Source organism: Campylobacter sp. 2014D-0258 (genome assembly GCF_008000495.1).
GTDB lineage: Bacteria > Campylobacterota > Campylobacteria > Campylobacterales > Campylobacteraceae > Campylobacter_D > Campylobacter_D jejuni.
Genome location: NZ_VOAR01000025.1, coordinates 246,170 through 269,306, shown reverse-complemented (window position 1 = coordinate 269,306; position 23,137 = coordinate 246,170). Strand labels below are relative to the sequence as shown.

The window sequence follows — 23,137 nt, the reverse complement described above, 5'->3', positions numbered from 1 at the left end:
ACCACCTATGTAATTGTTCGTATTTTTTAATGGTTTTTACCGAACCATTTTGTTCATAGCTTGTGTATTGAGGGTTGCCTTTATATCCGCAAGCACAGAAGAAAATTAAGAAAAGAAATGCTAAAATCATCTTATGGGAAAAAGAAATAATATTAAGATGACTAAAAACGCTAGTGCTGTTATTAATGAATTGATGGATAAACCTCATTATAAGCCTTTAAAAACCTTATTTTTTTGCAAAGATTTTTTAAGTTCTTTTCCGCTTGCTAAGCAACGTTTGATTGCTAAAATTTATGTAAAAAATCATATTTTAAATATAATAACCTTACATCCAGCAGCTTATCAAGAATTAAATCATGATGATAGCAAAATTTATATTAAATTTCTCATAAAAGCGTATGGACAAAAATATCCTTTAAGTGGATTTGTTGATATAAAAGATATAAAAATCTTTTCTCAAAAATACACTTATACGGTAAATAAAAACAAAAATGATGAAAAACTCTCTAAAAATTCTTATTTGGAGCTTTCTAAGGGTGAATTTAAAAATTGCTTTGAAGATGAAAAATTATTTAAGAAATTTGAAGATTTAAGAGAGCTTATAAAAAAAGGTTCTAATCTTGACTAAAGAGAATTTAGAAAATGAGTTAAAAACTCTTCCTAATAGTGCTGGAGTGTATCAATATTTTAATCAAGAAGGAAAACTTTTATATGTAGGTAAGGCTAAAAATCTTAAAAATCGTATCAAATCTTATTATGCTTTTACTCCAAATTTACATGCAAACCCAAGAAATTCTTTAAGAATTCAAAAAATGATTGAAGAAACAATACATTTGGAATTTATCACTACTAATTCAGAAGCCGATGCTTTGATTTTGGAAAATTCTTTTATCAAACAACTGCATCCAAAATATAATATTTTGCTAAGGGATGATAAAACTTATCCTTATATTTATGTGGATTTTGAAGAAGAATTTCCACGCTTTGAGATCACTAGAAAATTAGTAAAAAAAAGCAAAATTAAATATTTTGGCCCTTTTTTTAAAGGCGCTAGAGAGCTTTTAGATGCGCTTTATTTATACTATCCTTTAAAGCAAAAAGCAAGTTGTAAATCCCCTTGTATTTTTTATCAAATTTCTCGTTGTCTTGCACCTTGTGATAAACGCATCAGCAGGGAAAAATACCTTGAAATTTTAGATGAGGCTATGCACGCGCTTTTAAATCCTAGTATTTTAATAAAAAATTTAGAAAAACAAATGCTTGTTTTAGCACAGAATGAAAATTATGAAGAAGCAGCTAAAGTAAGAGATCAGATTGTAACGATTAAGGATTTAGAAGTTAAGGTTGAAATAGATATTGCAAAATTAGAAGATTTTGAAGTGTTTGCTTTAGCTTTTAAAAATTCTATGCTTTCAACCTTGCGTTTTGTAGTGCAAAATGGAAAAATTATCAGTGCAAATTCTAAGATTACTCCTATAAAAAATGATATACAATGGGATAAAAATGAAATTTACAAGCAATTGATTTTAGAAAATTTTAGCATGGATATTCCTTGGCTTGCAAATGTTATTTATGTTTATGAAGAATTTGAAGATAGAGTGCTTTTAGAAGAAATTTTAAGCCAAAGATTTGATAAAAAAATCAGTATTAAAATTCCTAAAATAGGAGAAAAAAGAAGAATTTGTGATTTGGCTTTTCAAAATGCCCTTTTAAATATAGAAAAAGAGCAAAAAAATCATGGTTTTACTATACAAAAAGAATTAAAGTCTTATTTTGAGCTTGAAAATTTACCAAATGATATAGAAATTTTTGATAATTCTCATTTGCAAGGCGTGGCAAATGTTGGAGCTATGGTAACTTATAGTGCAAATTCTTGGGATAAGTCAAAATATCGCAAATTTCATTTAAAACATAAAAATGATTATGATCAAATGCGTGAAGTTTTAATGCGTAGGGCTTTGGACTTTGATAAAATACCCCCTCCTGACTTATGGCTTATAGATGGAGGAAAGGCTTTGCTTGATTTGGCTAAAGAAATCATTGTAAGTAGTGGGGCAAATGTCGATATTTTAGCTATTTCAAAAGAAAAAATCGATGCAAAAGCACATAGGGCTAAAGGAGGTGCTAGAGATAAAATTCATTCCTTAAAAGGAGAATTTAGCCTAAGTATTAACGATAAAAAACTACAATTCTTACAGAAATTAAGAGATGAAGCGCATCGTTTTGCTATCAGTTTTCATCAAAATACTAAGAAAAAACAGGACTTGAATAGTTCTAAGCTTGTAAATTTAGGACTTAGTTCAGGGGTTATACAAAAACTTTTAGCGTATTATGGAAATTTTGAATCTATATATAAGGCTGATTTTAAAGATCTTGCAATGCTTGTAGGCAAGAAAGCGGCACAAAAGATAAAGGAAAATTGATTTGATATTAGCAGGGATAATTTTTATTTTTAATCTAATTTTAGCGTATTTAAGTATTGATATCTCAAAGCTTGATAGTGTTGCTGAACAACTGAAAATAGGTATGTTTTCTAGCATTTTTGTTTTATCTTTAACACTTTTTATTTTTGCTTTTAGACAAAATAGAAATATAAACAAAATATATCAAAAAATTTTTTACATGCAAAATGATTTTTTAAATTTTCAAAAAAAGATTGATGTTGATAGTGCGCTTGATTTGTTAAAGGAAAAATTTGAAACTACGGGGCAAAATTTAACTAAAATATCCCATGAAAAAGATAGATATTTGCATTTATTAGAGGAAAATTTATATCAGCTTGGAAATATATCTAATGCAATGCGTTGCTTAAATGAAGGGTATAATAAAGAAATTAATTCTTTGATTTTAAATGCCTTAAATTCTCAAAAAGATCAAATTAGATTAGAATTAAATGAGGCTTTAGAGCATCATAAAAGCATTATAGGGACATCTCACGGAAAGGTTTTGCAGTTTGAAGCAAGTGTGGCTATAGTTAATAATGATGAGCTTGAGAATTTTTTACTTGCAAATTTACTTTCGTATTTTGGCATAGAAAGTACTTGTTTTAAAAATTTAAGTTTTGATGTTAATGACTTTCACTTGATTTTTATCAAGGATAAAATTTTAAATGAAAATGTAAAGAAAAACTATGATTTTATAGTGATGGGTCGCCATAAAAATACACATTATGAGTATTTTTTAACTTTACCTTTTGAAAAAAAAGATCTTGAAAATATTTTGCAAAACAAGCTTGATAAGGTTTGCACTTTAAAATTTAAAACCCCTTATCAAAATAATGTATTGCTTTTTAAACAAAATGATTTTGATGCAACCTTATTTTTTAATATAATAGAAAAACAATGCGATAAAAATATATGTATAAATTCTTTTAGTCAATTAAAACAAGAATTAAGTAAAGAGACTTATCGTTTGATTTTGCTTGATTATGAATTAATTAAATTTGATCTTGAGCAAATGAGAAATTTGCTAAGTGCTTATAAAAAAAAGCATCCACAAAGCCATATCATCTTTTTTTCAAAGGAAAAAGTTAGGGATTTTGATTGTGTGAGTGAAGTTTTAAGTGATGTAAGTAGAAATGATCTTATAACTTTACTTAGAAAGTATTTACCAAAGGCCTAAACTTTATAAAATTTAACTCCAGCTAAATCGAGAATTTTTACCTTTTTTTCTTTGATAAGTTGATTTAAGAGAGTTTTGGATTGTTCATCAAATTTTACTTCAATGTCTATTTCGCTTTGTGAGCGTAAATGAAGCATTTTTAATAATTCTTCTTCATTAAAGCTTAGTTTTTTACCTTCATAATGCCTTTTGGCTAAGAGTACTGGAGTAGAATCTATAAGTTTAGAAAGTTCTAAAAGTTTTTCTTCGCTTACTTTTTTAACGGCATAAGCAGGAGGTCTATCTATGGTGCTTAGATCAACCCTTGAAGGCATGATTTTTTTTAAAGCTTGATTGAGTGCTTTAAATTCTTCTTCATTGTCGTTAAGATCTTTAACAACTAGAATTTCCATAATCAAATCTCCATTAAATCTAGCTCTAAAATCTGCCATTTTTTCTATCATTTTTTCTAAGTCAATGTTTTTTAAAGCTCTATCAATACGATAAAAAGTTTTAGCAACTGCACTATCCAGGCTAAATTTGACCACATCTAGTTTTAGCAAAGCATTAAATTTGTCTTCATCTAATACAGCTGTACCATTGCTTAAAATAAGCAATTTTTTATCTTTAGCAATGCTGCGTAAAGATAAAATAAGCTCATTTAAATAAGGATAAAGACTAGGCTCTCCGTTGGCAGTAAGGGTAAGAAAATCAAATTCAACATTTTTTTCAAGCATAACTTTAACTTCGGAGATAATTTTATCTATGCTGATAATTTCATCCTGTTTTTCTTGGGCTTTTTTTGGATCAAGCTCGCAATAAACACAATCAAAATTGCATTGTTTTTTACTAGGGCTTAAATCTATACCCAAAGATCTTCCAAAACGCCTTGAGCTAACAGGACCAAAGAGTATTTTCATTTAGCTGAACTTTCTTGTACAAGCTTGATAAAATATTTTGCATTTTCAACAGGAATATCAGGCAAGATCCCATGTCCTAAGTTGAAAATATGAGCTTTATTTTGCATGGTTTTTAGTATTTTTCCGACTCCTTCTTTGATGGCATTTTTATCATAAAGTCTACAAGGTTCCATGTTGCCTTGAAGAGTGTATTTGTGCGATAGTTTATCACGTGCTAAATCAAGCGGAGTGCTCCAATCAACTCCAAAAACATCAAAATTACCATCGATTCTATCCAAATAACCGCTAATGCCTTTAGGGAATAAAATTACAGGTATATTTGGGTATTTGCTTTTAATAAAATTTGAAATTTCAAGCATATAATTAAAAGAGAATTCAAAAAACTTATCATATTCTAAAGCACTTGCCCAGCTATCAAAAATTTGTATAGCATTAGCACCTGCTTTAATTTGCTCTTCTAAATAAAGTTTTAAAACTTGAGTTAGTTTGTTTAGAATTTTATGTAAAAGTTCTGGGTTTTGATAAAGCATTTTTTTACACTTTGCATAATTTTTACTTCCACTTCCTTCTATCATATAGGTAGCTATAGTCCAAGGGCTTCCGCAAAATCCTATTAAAGCCTTGTTTTGAGATAATTTTTCTCTTGTAAGCTTTAAGGCATCATAGACATAATTTAATTTTTTATGTGCATTTTGATCGTCAAGTTTTTCTAAATCTTCTAGGGTTGAAATAGGATTATCAAAAACAGGCCCTTCTCCTTTTTCAAAACGTAAATTCATACCCATTTCAAGAGGAACAACTAAGATATCTGAAAAAATGATTGCTGCATCTACATCTAAAATATCAATAGGCTGTAAAGAAACTTCAGAAGCTTTTTTATAGTCTTTGCATAAAGAGAGAAAATCACCCGCTTGTTTTCTTACTTCCATATATTCTGGCAAATACCTTCCTGCTTGACGCATCATCCAAATAGGGGTGTAGGGTGTAGGTTTTTTAAAGCAAGCATCAATAAAAATCATTATTTTCCTTTGTTTTTAGCAAAATTATAACAGAAATTGATAAATTAAATTATCAATTTCTCGATATTTGCTTTACACAGAAGAGCCAACAGGCGCTGAAAAAACATTAAAAAAATCTTTATTATTTTCTTCTTGTTTTTTGCTATTGCCAAAGATTGGACTATTTTTAGTGTGATATTTAGCTTCGGCTTGCATTTGCATATAGCTTATTCCTTCTTGTGTATTTGACTTTCTGGAATTAAATTCTTGCTTGTTGTTTTTTATATCTTGTTTTTCAAGATCGAGATTAAGTTTCCCGTTAATTTTTTCATTAACTTGAGTGCTGATTTTTTCTTTGGTTTGTTCTTCTAGCTTTAATCTTATGTGTTCCCTATAAGCTTCTTCATCAGGAACCATTTTTTTTTCGTACTCTCCTGTTTTTTTGTTTAATACAAGTTCTTCCTTAAATTTTTTAATTTTGGAGCCGACAAATTCTTCTACTTCTTTAAGTAAAACTTTAAAAGGGGTATTCCATAAAGAATTTTCATCTTGCTTGAAGTTATTAGAAATTTTACGAGAATTATTAGAATTCTCGTTTATGTAGTTTGAGTTTTGATTGATTTGCATATTAAGCCTTTGTATTGTTTGCGGCATTTCCTGCGTCAATTGTAGCAAAAAGCTTATTTAGCAAAGTCTCCTCATTTTTTTTGTATTGATCTTCTCTCATTTTTTGCCAAGCATAAGATCTAAAATCTTCTCTAACAGCACTAAGATCAATATCTTCGTTAGTAAATTTGCTTGAGCTTGTTTTTTCTTCTTCCTTTTCTTCTTTGTTTTTTACTTCATTTAATATGGCTTGAAATTCATCTGCTGAAGTATTTTTCTCTTTAACCTTTGTTGTGGTGCTAAAAATAGCATTTGATGTTTTTTGAGTATTATCTACTACCATTTTCTCCTCCTTTATTTAACTTTACATTAAACAAACAAGCAATTTCTATTCCAATTTATATCTTTTTTAAACTTTTTCTTTGAAATTTTTTATAATTTAATTTATCTTTGGCAAAAAGTAAGGCAAAAATCAAAGCAGGGCTTACAAAAAGTGCCGAAAATAAAGCATTAAATTCTATACCCAATCCTGCTAAAACAATCCCACCTAAAAAACTTGCTAAGGCTATGCCTACATTAAAAGCTGCTTCATTCACACTTACTGTACTATCTATGACTTTATAAGTATGGCGTTTAGCTTTAGCAATGCTAAGCATTTTTAGCGCAGGTATAGTGGAAAAGGCAAAAAATCCTATCAAAGCTACGCTAAAAATGATTAAAATTTTAGAATGCATGGTGAGAAATACGCTTAAAAATACTAGAACTTGTATGCTTAAAATAAGACGCAGGGAAAAAATAGCACCCTTTTTATCTACTATTTTTCCGCCCCATAAATTCCCGCAAATTGCGCAAATTCCATATAAAAGCAAGATATAAGCTGTATCTTGGACTTTAAAACCGCTTATTTCTACAAGTAATTTTTGCAAATAAGTGTAAAGAACGAATTGAGCCCCACAACTACAAATGGTTATAGTATAAGTTTTTAACAAATTTTGATGCGAAAAAGCAGGGATTAGATTTTTAAGACTTGTTGGACTAGGATGTAAATTTTTGGGCATCATATGCCATACTCCAAAAAATGCTAGGCTTGTAATGATAAAAATAAGTAAAAAGATAAATTTAAAGCCAAAATAATGTCCTATAAAAGTTCCAAGTGGTACTCCAGTAACTAAGGCTACGGTAAGTCCTGTGACCATTATAGCTAGAGCACTTGATTTTTTATCATTAGGTACTATAGCACTTACAGCTAAGGTAGCAATGACAAAAAACACCCCATGCTGTGTTCCTGCTATAAAACGCGCAAATGCTGTAAGATAGAAATTTTGGCTAAAAAAGATGATGAAATTTGCTAAAGCAAAAATTCCAAGATTGATTAAAAGTTGTGTATGTCTATGAAAATGACTTAAAGGTATGGTGATAAGAGGAGCACCTATAACAACACCTATGGCATATAAAGTTGTAAGATATCCTGCGGTTTTTGCATCTACGCTAAAATACGCTTCAACATCAACCAAAACTCCTGCCATGACAAATTCGGTTACACCCATACAAAAAGCACTAAGAGCTAGTGCAAAAAGAGCTTTTTTGTAATTTTGCATTTTAATTTCCTTATAAAAAATAAAAACGCATTATAATAAAATAAAGGCTTAATTTCCTTAAAAAATTCAAAATATTTTTGTTAAAATAAAATAAAAATTTTAAAGGAGTAAAAATGAAAAAAATTATTTTATTGCTCGGTTTAAGTTTGGTGAGTTTAGGGGCTTTGAGTTTTGATGAGCTTATTTACAAAGATGAAGTAAAACCTAGTTTTGATTGTTCTAAGGTGAAAGATGATGGCAAAAGTGATGATGAGCTTATGATATGCAATGAAATTGGCGTGCGTAATGAATTTGATAATAAAAAACTTGCTTTAGTAGATAACATTTATAGTAGTTTGTATCAAAATATTTCAAAAAAAGCAGATAAAAAGACAAAAAAAGATTTTAAAGCTATTTCAAAAAAGATGATTAAAGAAAGAAAAATTTGTATAAAAAATATGCAAAATACAAAAGCAGGGGAAAATCCTATTTTACCTTTACTCAATGCAAGTGATTGCATGCAAGAAGCTTATGCTAAAGCTTTATTAGAGCTTACGCAAAGAGCAAAAAAAGATACAAAAACTAAAGAAGCTTTAGGGCAAATTTTTAAAAATAAAGTTGATAAATATGAAAATTTACTCACTCAAAGTTTAAATACCAATAAAGATTTGCAAGATTTTATAGATAGCTTGGCTAAAGAAGATTTGATTGATTCTAGGGCTAAATTTAAGTTTTAGGGCTTAAATTGATTGCAAATTTAGCTGCTTCAAAATAACTTTTAGTGCTGATTTTGGTATTTTTATAGGCCTTATCAAAGGCCGTGCCATGATCAACACTAACGCGTATGATAGGTAAATTTAAACTCACATTGATGCTTTTATCAAAATACAAGGCCTTTAAAGGAGCAAGGGCAAGATCGTGATACATAGCCACTAAACGATTGCAGTTTTTTAAACCAGCCTTAGTAAAAGCAGTATCAGCTACTAAAGGATAGGGTAGATAAGCGCCCTTGCCTTTAAAATTTAAAAGCAATTCTTTTTGTAAATTTTCATCTTTTAAGGCTTTTTTGAAAAATTTTTCATCTTTTTTAGAGTGTAAAAAGGCATTAACAAAGGCTATAGCTTTTTCCATGATCTTTTCTTCTTCTCCACCTATAACTCCATAATCTCCAGCGTGAGGATTAAAACCTAAAAGCCCCATTTTTTTAAAATGCGTTTCTTTGTAAAAATCTTTTAAAAAGATGCTTAAATTTTTAAAAGTGATTTTTTTACTCACCTTAGCCAAAGGTACATGTTCGCTAAAAAGCCCTACAAAAAGTTCTTTACAACCTAACATCATAATGGCATTTTTTTTAAAAAAATCCCTTAAAGCATCGGTGTGTCCTTTGTATTTAAGTCCTGCATTTTCCCAAGCTTTTTTGTGTATAGGTAGAGTAAGCAAGGCATGGGCGTGTTTTTCATAGACAAAATAACTTGCCGCCTTAAAACTTAGAAAACCATAAAGTCCACTTTTTGCATCTATTTCTCCGGCTTTGATTTCAAAATTTTCATCCACTTTAAAGCCTAAAGGAAGGCAAAAAGAGTAAATTTCAAGAGAATTTTCTTTTTTTATAAAATTAAACTCATAGTCTTTGTCATCTTTAAAAGCTACGATTTTTGCATTAAAAAGTTTTAAATTTAAAAGTTTTAAAGCTTTATTAAGTAAGCTTTCGTGGATAAAATAAAAAGGTGTGCAGATTTTGCTTAGTTCTTCATGAGAACGCACTAAAATTTCAAGTCCTATGCTGTTTATATCGCCTATACTAATGGCTAGTTTTTTCATCTTTTAATAAGTTCTTTCATTTCTAAAATAGCGTTTTGAAGTCCTGTAAATACAGATCTTGCTATAATGCTTTGTCCTATATTTAGCTCGCAAATTTCTTTAATTTTTACTATGGATTTTACATTTTTGTAATTTAAACCATGTCCTGCAGCTACTTTTAAACCAAGTTCTGTGCCTTTTTTGGCACAGAGTTCTAAATTTTGCAATTCTTTTTCAAATTGAGTTTGCAGGGTTTTTTTATCTTGATCAAGTTCTTTTAAAGCAAAAGCAGTATGAGAGATATTGCTAAAAAGTGCGTTGTGTAAATTCGCATAATGTCCTGTATGAAGCTCTATGAATTGGGCTTTTAAAATTTTTGATTTTTCTATATCTTCTAAACTAGGATTGATAAAAAGTGAAACTTCAATGTTTGCATTTTGAAGTTTTTCTATGCTTTGTTTTAATTTAGCATGATTTAAACAAAGTCCCCCTTCTGTAGTAAGCTCTTCTCTTTTTTCAGGCACTAAAGTAACGCGGTGGGGTTTGAGTTTAAGAGCTAAATTTAAAATTTCATCATTTAAAGCACATTCTAAATTGATAGGGCTTTTACAAAATTTTATAATATTTTCCAAGTCAAAATCCTGAGCATGACGGCGATCTTCTCTTACATGCAAAGTGATTTGATCTCCGTGTTTAGCTGCTATAAAAGCAGCCTCTAAAAGATCAGGATCATTTACCATTCTAGCTTGTCTTAACACTGCGATATGATCGATATTTACACCTAAAAGCATATTTTTCCTTTAGAACTTTTTTGCTATTATACTATAAAATCAAACAAGGAAAGTCATGTTAGGTATAGATCTTGGTTCGAATACTTTAAGAGCAGTACAAATGGATGAAAAATTAAATAAATTAAAAGAATATGAATTTGTTATTGGGGCAGCGAAAAATCTAAATCAAAGTGGAGAAATTTCTAAAGAAGCCATACAAAGATTAAAAAATGCTTTGAGTATTTTAGCCAAAGAGCAAGATTTAAGCAAGGCAAGAGCTGTAGCGACTGCAGCTTTTAGAAAAGCAAGCAATACAAATGAAATTTTTGCCCATTTAAAAGAAGAATTTGGGATTGATTTTAAGCTTATAGATGCCAAAAGTGAAGCTAAGATCAGTGTTTTAGGTATGCAATCAGGTTTAAGAAGGCTTAAAATTTGGGGAGAGTTTGCGTATTGTGATTTAGGAGGGGCTTCTTGTGAGCTTTCTTTTAGAAAAAGTTTTAAAAGTTTTGATTTTGGTATTATTAGTTTTTATGAAAAAAATTGCCATTCTTATTATAAAACTTGTATTCCTTATAAAAAATTGATAAAAAAATATCCTAAATTTATCATCAATATTAAAGATAAAAAACTTAAAATTCATTTTTTAATTGCAAATCCCTATTTAAAGCATTTAGCTTTTAGGGCTTTTGATGAGGTGGCTATGATTAAAAAGGAACTTCGTTCTTTAGGGGCTAAAACGGTGGTTTTAAATTCCGGAGTTCCTACTACACTTAGCGCATTAAAACAAAATATAAGCTATGAAAAGTATGAAGCAACTAGAGTAAATGGTAAAAAACTTTGCCATAAGGATTTTTTAAATTATGCTATTAAACTTTTTCATATGGAAGAAAAAAAGGCTATAAAAGAAGTAGGCACGATGAGAAAAAATTATTTGAGTGCAGGTTGTTTATTGTTTTATGCTTTGTTTGATAAACATAAACTTCTAGTCGTTGATGAGGGTTTAAGAGAGGGGGTTTGTTTAGCGAGTATGAAAAATATAAAATTTTAGTTTTTTTGAAATTCGAAAAAATGAAATTTTTCATCAAAATTAAAAAATAAAATTTTAGCTTGAGATAAAAAACTTTCGTAAGTTTTAATGTTTTTATTTTTTGTGTATTCTAATAAATCTTCAAAACCAAAATCCATTAAAGCAAGACTTTGTTTTTTAAAAGCTAAAGGTTTAAAATCATATTCTTTGATGAGTTTTTGAAGATGAGTAAAATTGACATTATAAGTTAGATCGCTTTTGCTGAAAAAATCTTTTAAAGATACTTCAAAAGGGCTAAAAACTTCGTGCTTTTGATAGATTCTTAGGCTAAAATTTTGTGGATTCAAAGTTCCATAGTCAAATCCCGCAAATATAAATCTCTCGCAAGCTTGATCTAAATCTTTAAAAAAATTTTCAAGCTCTAAGCTGAGTTCACCTTTTTTAAGATTTAAAGCTTTGCATTTTATGATCAAATTTTCATCCATATTTTTAAAAATAAGTTTAAAATTTTCTACAAATGCCATTTTATCATGATCTATAAGTTCGCAGGTAAAACTATCAAAAAGTTCATTGCAAAAGAAAAAAGCGTTCTTAAAATGGCATTCTTTAAGACTATTTTTGTGAGTAAATTCCACTCCTTCTAAAGTCTTTTTTTGTAAAGTTCTTAATTTTTCATGTGGTTCTATGATGAAAAAAGAAATTTGAGAAAAAATTTCAGGTCTTAATTCAAGCAAAGCGGCTAAAAAATCACGACTTAAATAGCCTTCATTAGCGCCTATTTCTACAAGTTCTAAAGGGGGTTGTAAAATTTTTTTATCTATTAAATTTAAAAAATGCTTGGCTAAAAGTGTGCCAAAAAGATTTCCTACGCTCACAGCAGTAAAAAAATCTCCGTTTTTTCCTATACTTACAGCATTTTTATAATAGCTTTCATGTAGCCAAGCATGGAAAAAGTCACTAAATTTCATTGAAAAATAGCATTAAATTTAGATACAAAATCCAAAGGATCGACTTGTTTGCCTCCAGCTAAAATTCCAAAATGCAAATGCGGCCCACTTACCCTACCACTAGCTCCGCTAAGTCCTATAAGCTCATCTTTTTTTATCTTTTGTCCTACTTTAACATTGATTTTAGAAAGATGATAGTATTGTGAATAAATTCCAAAGCCATGATCAATGACTACCGAATTTCCTGCAAAATAACGATCTTTTGCGATTTTTACTATACCTGAATTGGCTGCATAAATAGGTGTTCCTGTAGCGGCTCTAAAGTCCGTTCCGCTATGATAACTTGCTACTTTTTCATTAAAAGTTCTTGCTTTGCCAAAATCACTTGTGATAAAAGAATTTAAAGGTATATTAAAAGCACCGTTAAATAAAGCTTTTGGAGTATAAGAACTATAAATTGCATTGGCTTCTTTTAGTTCTTTAGCGATGCGTTCTTGTACGGTTTTTGGCGGAAAAATCTTTTTGTTTTCAACTTGCAATTTTTCACTTTTATAATTACCTTCTAAAGTTTTTATGAAAATTTCTTCTTTTCTATCTTTATAAAATGCTATAAGTTTTGTATTTTGCGGGGGATTTTTGTAAGGTAAGGAAAAAATAGCTAGAATTTTTTCTTGATTTTTAGGATGTGCAAAGGTGGGAATATTTTTATCATTATTTTTCAAAGATAAAAAATCTTTCTTATCTAGTTCCAAAAATAAAGCTTGACCTTTGATGAGTTCTAAATTTTGAGCTCCAAAAAGCCAAAGAGTAAAGCTTAAAAAAAGCCATAAGGCTTTCATAGGCTTAACTCTTTAAGATCGGCGATTTTTAAAAACTCCGCATAAATTTCATAAACCAAAGCTTGGCGATTATTTTTAAGTTTTTCATCTTCAGCATTAATCATCACTTGATTAAAAAACTCATCAATAAAAGGCTTAAGTGCAAAAAGATTTTCAAGTTTTTCTTGTAAAGAGTTGGCTTTAGTTTTTTCTTGAAAAGCTTTGTAAAGTTTGCTTTCTGCTTCTTGAACAAAAAGACTTTCATCAACTTTATGAGGATTTTTAGTGGCGATATTGGCCAGTCTTTTAAAGGTTGCAAAATTTTCATTAAAATTGTCTTTTTTGCTAAGTTCTATAAGAGCATTTACGCTTTGATTGATATGGATAAGATCTGTATTTTGTGAGCTTAAAACCGCTTTTACAAAAGAAGCATTGACCGTATAAAAAGTATAAAGCCTTTCAAAAATAAAATCTTTTAAAATTTGCATATCAAAGCTTTTATAATGACTTGAAAGTTTTTCTAATAAAATTTGGATATCAAATTCTTTATTTAAATTTAGAGCGATTTTAATGATCCCATTGGCAGCTCTTCTTAAGGCATAAGGATCCTTTGTTCCGCTTGGAATTTTTCCTATGCTAAAAAGTCCTATAAGGGTATCAAGCTTGTTTGCAAGGGCTACTATGCTTGAAAATTCCGTGCTTGGAAGTGGAGCTTGTTCGGAATTAGGAAGATATTGTTCTTTGATGGCTAAGCAAATTTCATAATCTAAGTCCATTTTTTGCGCATAATAACTTCCCATAATGCCTTGCAAATCAGTAAATTCATAAACCATTTGTGTGGCTAAGTCTGCTTTGGCGTATTTTAGTGCTGTGCTGATATTTTCGATTTTATCATTATGAAGCATTTGACATAAAATTTCAGCAATTTTAATCTCTCTTAAACTTTTATCTTGCATTGTGCCTAAACCTTCAAGATAGGTCATTTTGGCAAGTTTTTCAGGTTTTAAACCATTTTGTAAATCATTTTGATAAAAAAACATTGCATCGCTAAGTCTTGCACGCAAAACTCTTTCATTTCCATGTATGATTTTTGAATAATCTTTACATGCTGCATTACTTACTACTATAAAATGATTGCTTAAGCCCTTATCGTTAAAAACTGCAAAATAGCGTTGATTTTCTCTCATTGAAGTGATGATGACTTCGCTAGGAATTTCTAAAAATTCTTCTTCAAAGCTTCCTAAAAGTGCATTAGGATATTCTGTGATAGCAACTACTTCAGCTAAAAGTTCTTCATCCTCTCCAATTTGTATATTTTTTTGACTTTCTATGAGTTTAAATTGCTCAAGTATTTTTTCTTTTCTTTTGATTGGATCAAGGATGATATAGTTTTTTTCTAGTAGTTCAAAATATTCTTTTGCATTGTTAAAATCTTGCAAATCATAACTTACGCTTCTGTGAACGAAAGTTTTTTTAGCACTTTTTACCCCATAACTTTGAAAATTAACAAGTTCATCATTTAAAATGCAAGCTATAGAACGGATCGCACGGATGAATTCAAAAGAATTTGCACCCCAGCGCATACTTTTGCCAAAACTAAGACTTTTTAGAAATTTTTCTATCATTTCTCCTAAAATTTCTTGACTTTGCAAACCTTTGATAGCTTTTTGATGGTATAAAACTTCTTTGCCTTTGATTTCTTTAAAAGCGAGTTCATTTTCACTGATCCCTGCTTTTTGTAGGAAGCTTTGCCCTGCAGGAGTTAAAACTCCATCTTTATAGGCGACATTTTTAGGTGCTCCTATAAATTCAGCAAAGCTATCTTCTTGTTTGTCTGCAAAATTTTCATGAAAAAAAACTAAACGACGCGGAGTATAATAAAATTTAAAATCACTTACCAAGCGGTATTCTTCTAAAACATTTTTCCATTTTTTTTCTATATTAGCTAATTCTTTTAGCAAAGGAATAGCAGGTAATTCTTCTGTGCCAATTTCTATTAATAATTCACTCATAATTTACTCTTTTTAAAATTTATTTCTAATTTTAACTAAAATTTCATTAAAAAACTTATAAATACTTTTCTAAAAAGCCTTTAAGTTCACTAGCGTTGCTAAATTCATTTTCTTTTAAATCTTTTTGATACCATTTGGCATGAAAATAAGGCAAATTAGCATTTTTAGCACATTCTTTATCTTTTTGACTATCCCCTATAAAAACGCTTGTTTTATATGGAGCCTCACTTTTTAAAAGCTCTAGCATCATAGGATGAGGTTTGGGTTCTATGCCTAAACTTACGCCTAAAATTTTATCAAAATAAGGAATGATTTGATGTTTTTTAAGTATGTTTGAAAGTGAGCTTTGCGGGGCGTTAGTAGCAATAGCTAAAAAACAATTTTTGCTTTTTAAAAATTCTAACAGTTCTTTCACTCCTTCAAAAAGCACCACGCTTTGTTCATAGTGTTTGACAAAATATTTTTCATAGCCTTCTTTAAAACTAGAATGATGGAAATTTTCTATATTATAAAGTTCTTTTGCCCAGTCAATATTAGGAGTATTGATGGTTTGCATAATGATTTCTCTTGAAAGTGGAGCTAGGTTTAAATCCTGCCTTATTTCATTAACTGCACAAGAAATGGCATTTGCGCTATCGATTAAAGTTCCATCCATATCAAAAAATACATTAATCATTCATAATCCTTTAAATAATTTTTGTGTTTTTCTTTTTTCTCACCTTGTTTTTTTTGCTTATCTAAAGCATTGGCAAGATTTAAAAGTTCGCTTTTTTCTTTGGAAAAATCTAAACAAGCATTGACAAAAAATTCAAGATTTTTTGCATAGGTTGAGTTAAGATTTACCGCGGGATTTTTTTCAAAAAATTTAGCATTTTTTAACATTCTTTCTTCAAATTTAGTTTTATCAAAATCTTCTTTTTTAAGTGCAGATATAGCGCCATTGAAAAATTTTTCAAGATTTCTTAGGTATTTTACGCGTAAGGCTTTTTCTTCATTTTTTGTCAAAATTCTTCCTTAGGTATTTTTATGAATGCGGCATTCTAGTGCTTCTTGAACTAAATTTCTAGCGATTACTTTTTCAGAGCGAATGATGCGTATATTTTCATCTATGCTAGAAAAAAGCATCTTTTTCAAAGTTCCATTTACATGAATGATAGTATCTATAGGTTTTGGATAATTAGCTAGCACTTGACATAAAATTTCAAGTTTAGCTTCATTTGTAACTGTGATAATAGCTACGGCACATTCTTCTATATTGGCAATTTTTAAGGTTTCTTCTTGAGCAGCATTGGCAAAAACGACATTTTCACCCCGACTAACTCCAAGTTCTACTAAATTTAAATCACTTTCTAAAACAAGATAAGGTACGCCTGTGTTTTTGATTTTTTGTACGACTTCTTGTCCTAAGCGTCCATAGCCAAAAACAATAAGATGATTTTTAAGCTTGATATTGCTGTCAATATTTTGCACAGCGTTGGTATTAAGTGCTATATCTTCTACAACATTGGTAATTTTTCTTATATTGTTTAAAATAAAAGGCGTGATAATCATGGTTAAAATAGAAACAACAATTAAAATTTGTGAAGTTTTGATATCAAGCATATTTTTTGCTTGTAAAAGAGAAAAAATTGCTAGGGCAAATTCGCCAATTTGCGCTATGGCAAAAGCTGTTTTAAGCGCTACTCTTTTTTTGGTGTAAAGAAATAAAAAGCCAAAAACTATGCCAAATTTTAAAGCCATTACAAGAAGAGTTAAAACTATGATTAAAAACCAATTTTGCGCCACTACATCAAGTTGAATTTGCATGCCTACAGTTATGAAAAAAAGCCCTAAAAGCAAATCTCTAAATGGGATTAAGTCCGCTTCTATTTTGTGTTTATATTTTGTTTCTGCTATCAAAGCACCTGCTATAAAAGCACCCAAAGAATAAGAAAATCCAAAATAATTTGCTAGAAAACTTGCTCCAATAACCATAAATAAAACAGTACTAATAAAAATTTCCTGAGAAGAGGTGTGGATAATGAGTCTAAAAATTCTATCCACTAGATATTTACCTATGAAAAATAATAAAGTGATTAAAATAAGTGCTGAAATTAAAGTGGTAAAAAGGAGTTTTTCTATGTTTTGATTGTTGGATGAAAAAATATCTACAAGCAAAAGCAAAGGAATAACGGCTATATCCTGAAAAAGCAAAATTCCCAATGCTTTTCTACCATATTGCTCATTTATATCGCCATTATCATTTAAAATTTTAAGCACCACTGCGGTTGAAGAAAGTGCTAGTGCAAAGCCTACTATGGTAGCGCTTTTATCTCCAAGTCCTAAAATTCCTATAGCAAGTAGCATAAAAACAAAGCCACAAGTAAGCATCTGCAAAGAGCCGTTTAAAAAAACTTCTTGTTTCATTGCCATTAAATGCTTAAAAGAAAATTCAAGCCCTATGGTAAACATTAAAAACACTATACCAAATTCGGCTATATGGGTGATTTCGCCTTTGCCACTTAAATGATAAATTTCAGAAATGATTTCTCCAGCAGCTATATATCCAATGATAGTTGGAATTTCAAATTTTTTAAATATGACATTTAAAACTATAGCTATAGCAACGGTGATTAAAAAAATTTCTAAAAAATTATCCATTATTTTTTATTTTTTCTCATAAAAAATCAAATCAAAGCTATTTTTATGCTTAACAACGGCTTTGCTAGCCGCTTCTTTATCCTGTTGTTTGCTTAATTCTAAGCGTAGTTCATCAATTAAATTTTCAAATTCGTGAAGTTGGTTTTTCAATTTTAAGATAACATCTACTCCAGCAAGATTGATTCCCATGTCTCTTGTTAAACGCAATATAAGTTTAATACGGTCAATATCCCTTTGAGAATAAAGTCTTATTTTTCCATCGGTTCTACTTGGCTCTATCAATCCTTCTCTTTCGTATTGCCTTAAGGTTTGTGGATGTATGCTTAAAACTTTAGCCACAACACTGATTAAATATACAGGTTCATCATAATGGTGTTCCATATTTTATTCCTTTCTTTAAGGTAATTTTTCTTTTAAGAGTTCTATAAATTTTTCATCAAGGGTATCTAAATTTGGCAAAACAACATTTAAAATCAAATACATATCCCCATAAATATCACTTTTTCTATTTTGCACCCCATAACCTTTTAAACGAATTTTTTGGTTATTTTTTGAATTAGGCGTTATGTTAATTGTCGCTTCTTCCTTGCCTTCTTTGAGTGTTTTTATATTTATTTTTCCACCAAAAAGTGCAGTTTTTAAAGAAATATCAACCTTTTGATATAAATCATCATCTTCTCTTGTGTAAATAGGACTTTCTTCTATTTTTACAATAATGATTAAATCGCCTCTAGCTCCATTTCTGCTTTGTTTTCCTTTAGAGCGAATTCTTAGTTTCTCGCCTTCTTTTATACCGTGTGGAATTTTAAATTTAATGGTTTCGCCTTGAAAATTAAAACTATGTTCCCCGCCTTTAACAGCTTTTTCGAAAGGAATGTGAAGCTCTAGATTGCTGTCTAAATTTTCTTCTTCAAAACCTCCAAATCCTCCAAAACCACTGCTAAAGCCTTTTGAAGAAAAGCCGTTAAAACCCCCTCTTGAGCGTCCACCAAAGCCTCCTCCAAAGAGATCTTTTAAAATATCGTCTAAATTTACCCCACCAGCATTTCTTGAAAAATCATGAAAACTTTGTCCACCAAACATAGAATCGCCGTATTGGTCATACTGAGCTCGTTTTTTTTCGTCACTTAAAATTTCATAAGCAGCATTAATTTCTTTAAATTTTTCTTCTGCGCCTTTTTCTTTGTTGATATCAGGATGATATTTTCTAGCTAGGCGACGGTAAGCTTTTTTTATTTCATCTGCACTAGCATTTTTGCTAACTCCAAGAGTTTCGTATAAACTATTCATGTTATATTTCCTTAAAAATTTTTACTTGATTATATAAAGGATTAAATTATAACATAAACTTTAGCCTAAGTCAATCAAGTTTTATAAATTTTTATCACTCAAGGTTTTATTTACAATTTTGTAAATTTTCGGTTTTATACTATGAAGACAGTAAAATATTTTACGAGATAATTTATCTTTAAGAACAAAAGGAAATGAAATGAAAAAGATTTTTTTATCATTAAGTTTAGCAAGTGCTTTATTTGCTGCAAGTATTAATTTTAACGAATCGACCACAACGGCTAATCGTGTCAATCCTGCTGCTGGAAATGCAGTGCTTTCTTATCATGATTCTATTAAAGATGCAAAAAAATCAGTGGTTAATATTTCTACCTCAAAAACTATTACAAGAGCAAATCGTCCAAGTCCTTTGGATGATTTTTTTAATGATCCTTATTTTAAACAATTTTTTGATTTTGATTTTCCTCAAAGAAAAGGAAAAAATGATAAAGAAGTGGTGAGTTCTTTGGGATCAGGGGTGATTATTTCAAAAGATGGTTATATAGTAACAAATAATCACGTTGTAGATGATGCTGATACGATTACAGTGAATTTACCAGGAAGCGATACAGAATATAAAGCAAAACTTATAGGTAAAGATCCAAAAACAGATTTGGCTGTTATAAAAATAGAGGCTAATAATCTTTCAGCTATTACTTTTACAAATTCTGATGATTTAATGGAAGGAGATGTTGTTTTTGCACTTGGAAATCCTTTTGGAGTCGGTTTTAGTGTTACAAGTGGAATAATATCTGCTTTAAACAAAGACAATATAGGTTTAAATCAATATGAAAATTTTATACAAACAGATGCTTCTATCAATCCAGGAAATTCAGGTGGAGCTTTGGTGGATAGTCGTGGATATTTAGTAGGTATTAATTCAGCTATTCTTTCTCGTGGCGGTGGAAATAACGGCATAGGTTTTGCTATACCTTCAAATATGGTTAAAGATATAGCTAAAAAACTTATTGAAAAAGGCAAGATTGATAGAGGATTTTTAGGTGTGACTATTTCAGCTTTGCAAGGTGATACTAAAAAAGCTTACAAAAATCAAGAAGGAGCTTTAATCACTGATGTTCAAAAAGGTTCAAGTGCTGATGAAGCAGGGCTTAAGCGTGGAGATTTAGTTACTAAAGTTAATGATAAGATTATAAAAAGTCCTATTGATCTTAAAAATTATATAGGAACTTTAGAGATTGGTCAAAAAATTTCATTAAGTTACGAAAGAGATGGAGAAAATAAGCAAGCAAGTTTTACTCTTAAAGGTGAAAAAGAAAATCCTAAAGGCGTACAAAGTGATCTGATTGATGGTTTGAGTTTGAGAAATTTAGATCCAAGACTTAAGGATCGTTTGCAAATTCCAAAAGATGTTAATGGTGTTTTGGTTGATAGTGTTAAAGAAAAGAGCAAAGGAAAAAATTCTGGTTTCCAAGAGGGTGATATTATCATAGGTGTTGGACAAAGTGAAATTAAAAATTTAAAAGATTTAGAACAAGCTTTAAAACAAGTTAATAAAAAAGAATTTACCAAAGTTTGGGTATATCGCAATGGTTTTGCGACTTTGCTTCTGCTTAAATAAAAATAACGGAAGGATTTTCCTTTCGTTATAAATTTTAGTTTAAAATTAAAATTAAGTTTAAAATAAAGGAAAACTATGACAAATATTCTTATGATAGAAGATGATTTAGAATTAGCAGAAATTACAGCTGAATATTTGGAAAAATTTGATATGAAAGTTGATATAGCTCATGAACCTTATATAGGTCTTTCTAAGCTTGCATTAAAAGAATATCAGCTTATCATTTTAGACCTTTCTTTGCCAGGGCTTGATGGGCTTGAAGTGTGTGAAGAGATTCGTAAAAAGTATGATACGCCTATTATTGTTTCAAGCGCAAGACATGATATTACAGATAAGGTTAATGCTTTAGAGCTTGGAGCAGATGATTACCTACCAAAACCTTATAATCCAAAAGAATTACAAGCACGTATTAAAAGTCATTTAAGACGTATTTCAAATACAAAAAGCGCCATAGCAAAAAGTGTAAAAGATCTTGTTTATGATCAATATAAGCATATTATTACCATGAAAGGACAAGAGCTTACTTTAACTAATGCTGAATTTGATATTTTAAGCTATTTGATTAAAAAAGAGGGTGGAGTGGTAAGTCGTGAAGAGCTTGTTTATAATTGTTCTTCTATTAGTGAGGATTCTAGTAATAAAAGTATAGATGTTATTATCAGTAGAATTCGTCAAAAGATGGGAGATGATCCAAAAACTCCAAAATATATTCACTCTATACGTGGAATAGGTTATAAGCTTACTCAATGAATAAATCTTCGATTTTTTATACTATAACTTTTATTTTTATTTTTGCTGGGGTTAGTGTTGTACTTGGCTTTTTGTGGCTTATAGAATATGATCAGCAAAATTATACTAGAGAATTAAATACAAAATATTCTTTGATAGCTAATGCAAGGCTCTTAAATTTTGCAGGAGTTATCAGTGAAAAAGAATTTGAAGAGCAGACAAAAAATTATAATAAAATGGATGAGATAACAGAAGCAAAGCAGATCCGTAAAATTCTTTTTAGAGGTGATGTTTTAGCTAGGGTTGAGGTTAACAATGGCTTAATCGAGATTATTTCTTATAATAGACAGGTGTATTTAAATATTATTTATGATGGAAAGGTTTATCTTTATAAGGATCAAGATTATCAAACCTATAGGTATTTTATTATCAAAGCTATAGCTGTAGCTGTGATTTGTATTCTTGTATTGCTTTATATTTATATATTTAAAAAATTAAAACCACTTAAAAGACTTAAAAAACAAATTGATAAATTTGCCCAAGGAAAGCTCAGTGATATAGAAGATGTAAGCACTGGGGTGGATGAAATTTCACAAGTAAGTGAAGCTTTTTATCAAGCCATTGTTCAAATTCGAAAGCTAAACCAATCTCGTCAGTTTTTTTTAAGAAATATTATGCATGAACTCAAAACTCCTATTACTAAGGGGCTCTTAACTTTAGAAATGATAGAAGATAATAAATATAAAGAGCGCTTAAATGGGGTTTTTACTAGACTTGAAATTTTAATTAATGAATTTGCTGCTATTGAGCAAATTACTTCAGGGGCTGCTTTTATAAATAGAAAAAAATACAATATTTTAGATGTTTTAGATGAAGCCAAAGAAATTGCAATGCGAGATGATAGCAATATACGTATTTTTATGGAAGAAAGTTTTTTTGTAAATGTGGATTTTAAACTTTTTACTACGGCGATTAAAAATATGATAGATAATGGTATTAAACATTCTGAAGATGGGTTTGTGCAAATTGATATTATAGATGATTATATTTGTTTTAAAAATCGTGGTCCTGAGCTTAACAATACTTTAGAATACTATACTCAAGCTTTTACTCAAGGATCAAAACAAAAATCAAGTTTTGGATTAGGGCTTTATATTGTAAATACTATTTTAGAAACACATGGAATGAAGCTTGATTATTTATATGAAGATGGGGTAAATTTGTTTTATTTTAGAAATTTAAAAAGTGTTATTGTTAAGGAGTAAATTAATTTTTTTACATAAAAAATGTATTTTTGTGTAAAAACCCTTGACAAAGTTTTTTAATTTCACTATAATCACATTTTACTTTTAAATATTCCGGATTAGCTCAGCGGTAGAGTAGTCGGCTGTTAACCGATTGGTCGTAGGTTCGAATCCTACATCCGGAGCCACTTTTTTAACTCCATTTTTAATATTCATAAATGTATTTTAATATAAAAAATTAATAAGTCTTTATCACAAAAAAAATTGTGATAAAGTTTTTTATTTTGTTTGTTTAAGATTTTTGACAATTTTATCTATTTTTTTACTTGCCTTTTGATAATCCCCATCTTTAAGTTCTTCTAGGGCATTAACAGCAAAAGAAAAATCTTCAACTTCATTAAGATAAGCCTCTATAGCTTCTTTTACTATGGTTGATTTTGGTTTAGAAAGATTTTTACTTAAATTATCCAAACGCTCCTTAAGCTCTAAAGGCATTCTAAAAGAATAAGTTTTTACATTGCGTTTCATTTTATCCTCC

The 23,137-nt window shown here is 29.6% G+C and carries 24 protein-coding genes and 1 tRNA gene; 9 read left to right on the top strand and 16 right to left on the bottom strand.

Going from position 1 to position 23,137, the window contains the following annotated elements; all coding sequences use genetic code 11:
• Nucleotides 1-133: 133 nt before the first annotated feature.
• Genes SR62_RS06155 through SR62_RS06145 form a run of 3 tightly spaced genes read left to right on the top strand, consistent with a single transcriptional unit; the run spans nt 134 to nt 3,621 of the window.
• A complete protein-coding gene (locus SR62_RS06155) occupies nt 134-628 on the top strand; it encodes a hypothetical protein (RefSeq protein WP_002892767.1) in 495 nt (164 codons plus the stop codon).
• Nucleotides 621-2,423, top strand: a complete 1,803-nt coding sequence (gene uvrC, locus SR62_RS06150; protein ID WP_002892765.1) for an excinuclease ABC subunit UvrC — start codon at nt 621-623, stop codon at nt 2,421-2,423. The genes SR62_RS06155 and uvrC overlap by 8 nt, the downstream gene beginning before the upstream one ends.
• Before the next feature lies 1 nt (nt 2,424).
• Complete coding sequence (locus SR62_RS06145) at nt 2,425-3,621, top strand: hypothetical protein (protein ID WP_002892763.1); 1,197 nt, start codon at nt 2,425-2,427, stop codon at nt 3,619-3,621.
• Here SR62_RS06145 and SR62_RS06140 read toward each other — a convergent pair.
• The 5 genes from SR62_RS06140 to SR62_RS06120 form a co-directional block, all read right to left on the bottom strand.
• A complete protein-coding gene (locus SR62_RS06140; RefSeq protein WP_147502309.1) occupies nt 3,618-4,520 on the bottom strand; it encodes a radical SAM protein in 903 nt (300 codons plus the stop codon). The two genes, SR62_RS06145 and SR62_RS06140, sit on opposite strands and share 4 nt — an antisense overlap.
• Nucleotides 4,517-5,539, bottom strand: a complete 1,023-nt coding sequence (gene hemE / locus SR62_RS06135; protein WP_002859305.1) for a uroporphyrinogen decarboxylase — start codon at nt 5,537-5,539, stop codon at nt 4,517-4,519. The genes SR62_RS06140 and hemE overlap by 4 nt, the downstream gene beginning before the upstream one ends.
• 72 nt (nt 5,540-5,611) lie before the next feature.
• Complete coding sequence (locus SR62_RS06130) at nt 5,612-6,145, bottom strand: hypothetical protein (RefSeq protein ID WP_002892759.1); 534 nt, start codon at nt 6,143-6,145, stop codon at nt 5,612-5,614.
• Nucleotide 6,146: 1 nt separating this feature from the next.
• On the bottom strand, nt 6,147-6,467 hold the full coding sequence (locus SR62_RS06125; protein ID WP_002892758.1) for a hypothetical protein: 321 nt from the start codon (nt 6,465-6,467) through the stop codon (nt 6,147-6,149).
• A 55-nt stretch (nt 6,468-6,522) separates the two neighbouring features.
• Nucleotides 6,523-7,722: an MFS transporter gene (locus SR62_RS06120; protein WP_002892757.1), complete on the bottom strand. Its 1,200-nt coding sequence runs from the start codon at nt 7,720-7,722 to the stop codon at nt 6,523-6,525.
• Between the two features lie 113 nt (nt 7,723-7,835).
• Between SR62_RS06120 and SR62_RS06115 the strand changes: the two genes are divergently transcribed.
• The gene (locus tag SR62_RS06115) at nt 7,836-8,438 is read left to right on the top strand and encodes a hypothetical protein (protein WP_002892755.1); all 603 of its coding nucleotides are present in this window, start codon (nt 7,836-7,838) and stop codon (nt 8,436-8,438) included.
• On the opposite strand, the gene pdxA is transcribed toward SR62_RS06115, so the two are convergent.
• Together pdxA and SR62_RS06105 are read right to left on the bottom strand one after the other, a co-directional pair.
• Nucleotides 8,428-9,522, bottom strand: a complete 1,095-nt coding sequence (pdxA, locus tag SR62_RS06110; RefSeq protein ID WP_002892754.1) for a 4-hydroxythreonine-4-phosphate dehydrogenase — start codon at nt 9,520-9,522, stop codon at nt 8,428-8,430. The two genes, SR62_RS06115 and pdxA, sit on opposite strands and share 11 nt — an antisense overlap.
• Nucleotides 9,519-10,292 carry a pyridoxine 5'-phosphate synthase gene (locus tag SR62_RS06105; RefSeq protein ID WP_002892753.1) on the bottom strand — a complete coding sequence of 258 codons (774 nt, stop codon included), beginning with the start codon at nt 10,290-10,292 and terminating at the stop codon, nt 9,519-9,521. The genes pdxA and SR62_RS06105 overlap by 4 nt, the downstream gene beginning before the upstream one ends.
• Nucleotides 10,293-10,347: 55 nt before the next feature.
• On the opposite strand from SR62_RS06105, the gene SR62_RS06100 reads away from it, so the two are divergent.
• Nucleotides 10,348-11,322, top strand: a complete 975-nt coding sequence (locus SR62_RS06100; protein WP_002892752.1) for an exopolyphosphatase — start codon at nt 10,348-10,350, stop codon at nt 11,320-11,322.
• On the opposite strand, the gene SR62_RS06095 is transcribed toward SR62_RS06100, so the two are convergent.
• The 8 genes from SR62_RS06095 to SR62_RS06060 are packed head-to-tail and all read right to left on the bottom strand — an operon-like array spanning nt 11,319 to nt 19,008.
• Nucleotides 11,319-12,269, bottom strand: coding sequence for an SAM-dependent methyltransferase (locus SR62_RS06095; RefSeq protein WP_002892751.1), 951 nt, complete (start codon nt 12,267-12,269; stop codon nt 11,319-11,321). The genes SR62_RS06100 and SR62_RS06095 overlap by 4 nt on opposite strands.
• Nucleotides 12,266-13,087 (bottom strand): M23 family metallopeptidase, encoded by an 822-nt coding sequence (locus SR62_RS06090; RefSeq protein WP_002892750.1) that lies wholly within the window; start codon nt 13,085-13,087, stop codon nt 12,266-12,268. The genes SR62_RS06095 and SR62_RS06090 overlap by 4 nt, the downstream gene beginning before the upstream one ends.
• On the bottom strand, nt 13,084-15,078 hold the full coding sequence (gene glyS, locus SR62_RS06085; protein WP_002892748.1) for a glycine--tRNA ligase subunit beta: 1,995 nt from the start codon (nt 15,076-15,078) through the stop codon (nt 13,084-13,086). The genes SR62_RS06090 and glyS overlap by 4 nt, the downstream gene beginning before the upstream one ends.
• Nucleotides 15,079-15,133: 55 nt before the next feature.
• Nucleotides 15,134-15,754: an HAD family hydrolase gene (locus SR62_RS06080; protein WP_002892746.1), complete on the bottom strand. Its 621-nt coding sequence runs from the start codon at nt 15,752-15,754 to the stop codon at nt 15,134-15,136.
• Entirely contained in the window at nt 15,751-16,083 is a 333-nt protein-coding gene (locus SR62_RS06075; protein WP_002853180.1) for a hypothetical protein, read from the bottom strand. Before SR62_RS06075 ends, SR62_RS06080 begins: the two co-directional genes overlap by 4 nt.
• Nucleotides 16,084-16,092: 9 nt before the next feature.
• On the bottom strand, nt 16,093-17,718 hold the full coding sequence (locus SR62_RS06070; protein ID WP_002892745.1) for a cation:proton antiporter: 1,626 nt from the start codon (nt 17,716-17,718) through the stop codon (nt 16,093-16,095).
• A gap of 6 nt (nt 17,719-17,724) precedes the next feature.
• Nucleotides 17,725-18,099, bottom strand: coding sequence for a heat shock transcriptional regulator HspR (hspR, locus tag SR62_RS06065; protein WP_002861924.1), 375 nt, complete (start codon nt 18,097-18,099; stop codon nt 17,725-17,727).
• A 15-nt stretch (nt 18,100-18,114) separates the two neighbouring features.
• Nucleotides 18,115-19,008, bottom strand: coding sequence for a DnaJ family protein (locus SR62_RS06060; protein ID WP_002876803.1), 894 nt, complete (start codon nt 19,006-19,008; stop codon nt 18,115-18,117).
• Between the two features lie 199 nt (nt 19,009-19,207).
• Between SR62_RS06060 and htrA the strand changes: the two genes are divergently transcribed.
• The 4 genes from htrA (at nt 19,208) to SR62_RS06040 (ending at nt 22,787) form a co-directional block, all read left to right on the top strand.
• Nucleotides 19,208-20,626 carry a serine protease HtrA gene (htrA, locus tag SR62_RS06055; RefSeq protein ID WP_002892744.1) on the top strand — a complete coding sequence of 473 codons (1,419 nt, stop codon included), beginning with the start codon at nt 19,208-19,210 and terminating at the stop codon, nt 20,624-20,626.
• Between the two features lie 75 nt (nt 20,627-20,701).
• Complete coding sequence (locus SR62_RS06050; protein ID WP_002853196.1) at nt 20,702-21,376, top strand: response regulator transcription factor; 675 nt, start codon at nt 20,702-20,704, stop codon at nt 21,374-21,376.
• On the top strand, nt 21,373-22,620 hold the full coding sequence (locus SR62_RS06045; protein WP_002892743.1) for an ArsS family sensor histidine kinase: 1,248 nt from the start codon (nt 21,373-21,375) through the stop codon (nt 22,618-22,620). The genes SR62_RS06050 and SR62_RS06045 overlap by 4 nt, the downstream gene beginning before the upstream one ends.
• A 92-nt stretch (nt 22,621-22,712) precedes the next feature.
• Nucleotides 22,713-22,787: transfer RNA gene (locus tag SR62_RS06040), tRNA-Asn, on the top strand.
• Nucleotides 22,788-22,878: 91 nt separating this feature from the next.
• On the opposite strand, the gene SR62_RS06035 is transcribed toward SR62_RS06040, so the two are convergent.
• Nucleotides 22,879-23,127: a ribbon-helix-helix domain-containing protein gene (locus SR62_RS06035; protein ID WP_002853192.1), complete on the bottom strand. Its 249-nt coding sequence runs from the start codon at nt 23,125-23,127 to the stop codon at nt 22,879-22,881.
• Nucleotides 23,128-23,137: the final 10 nt, after the last annotated feature.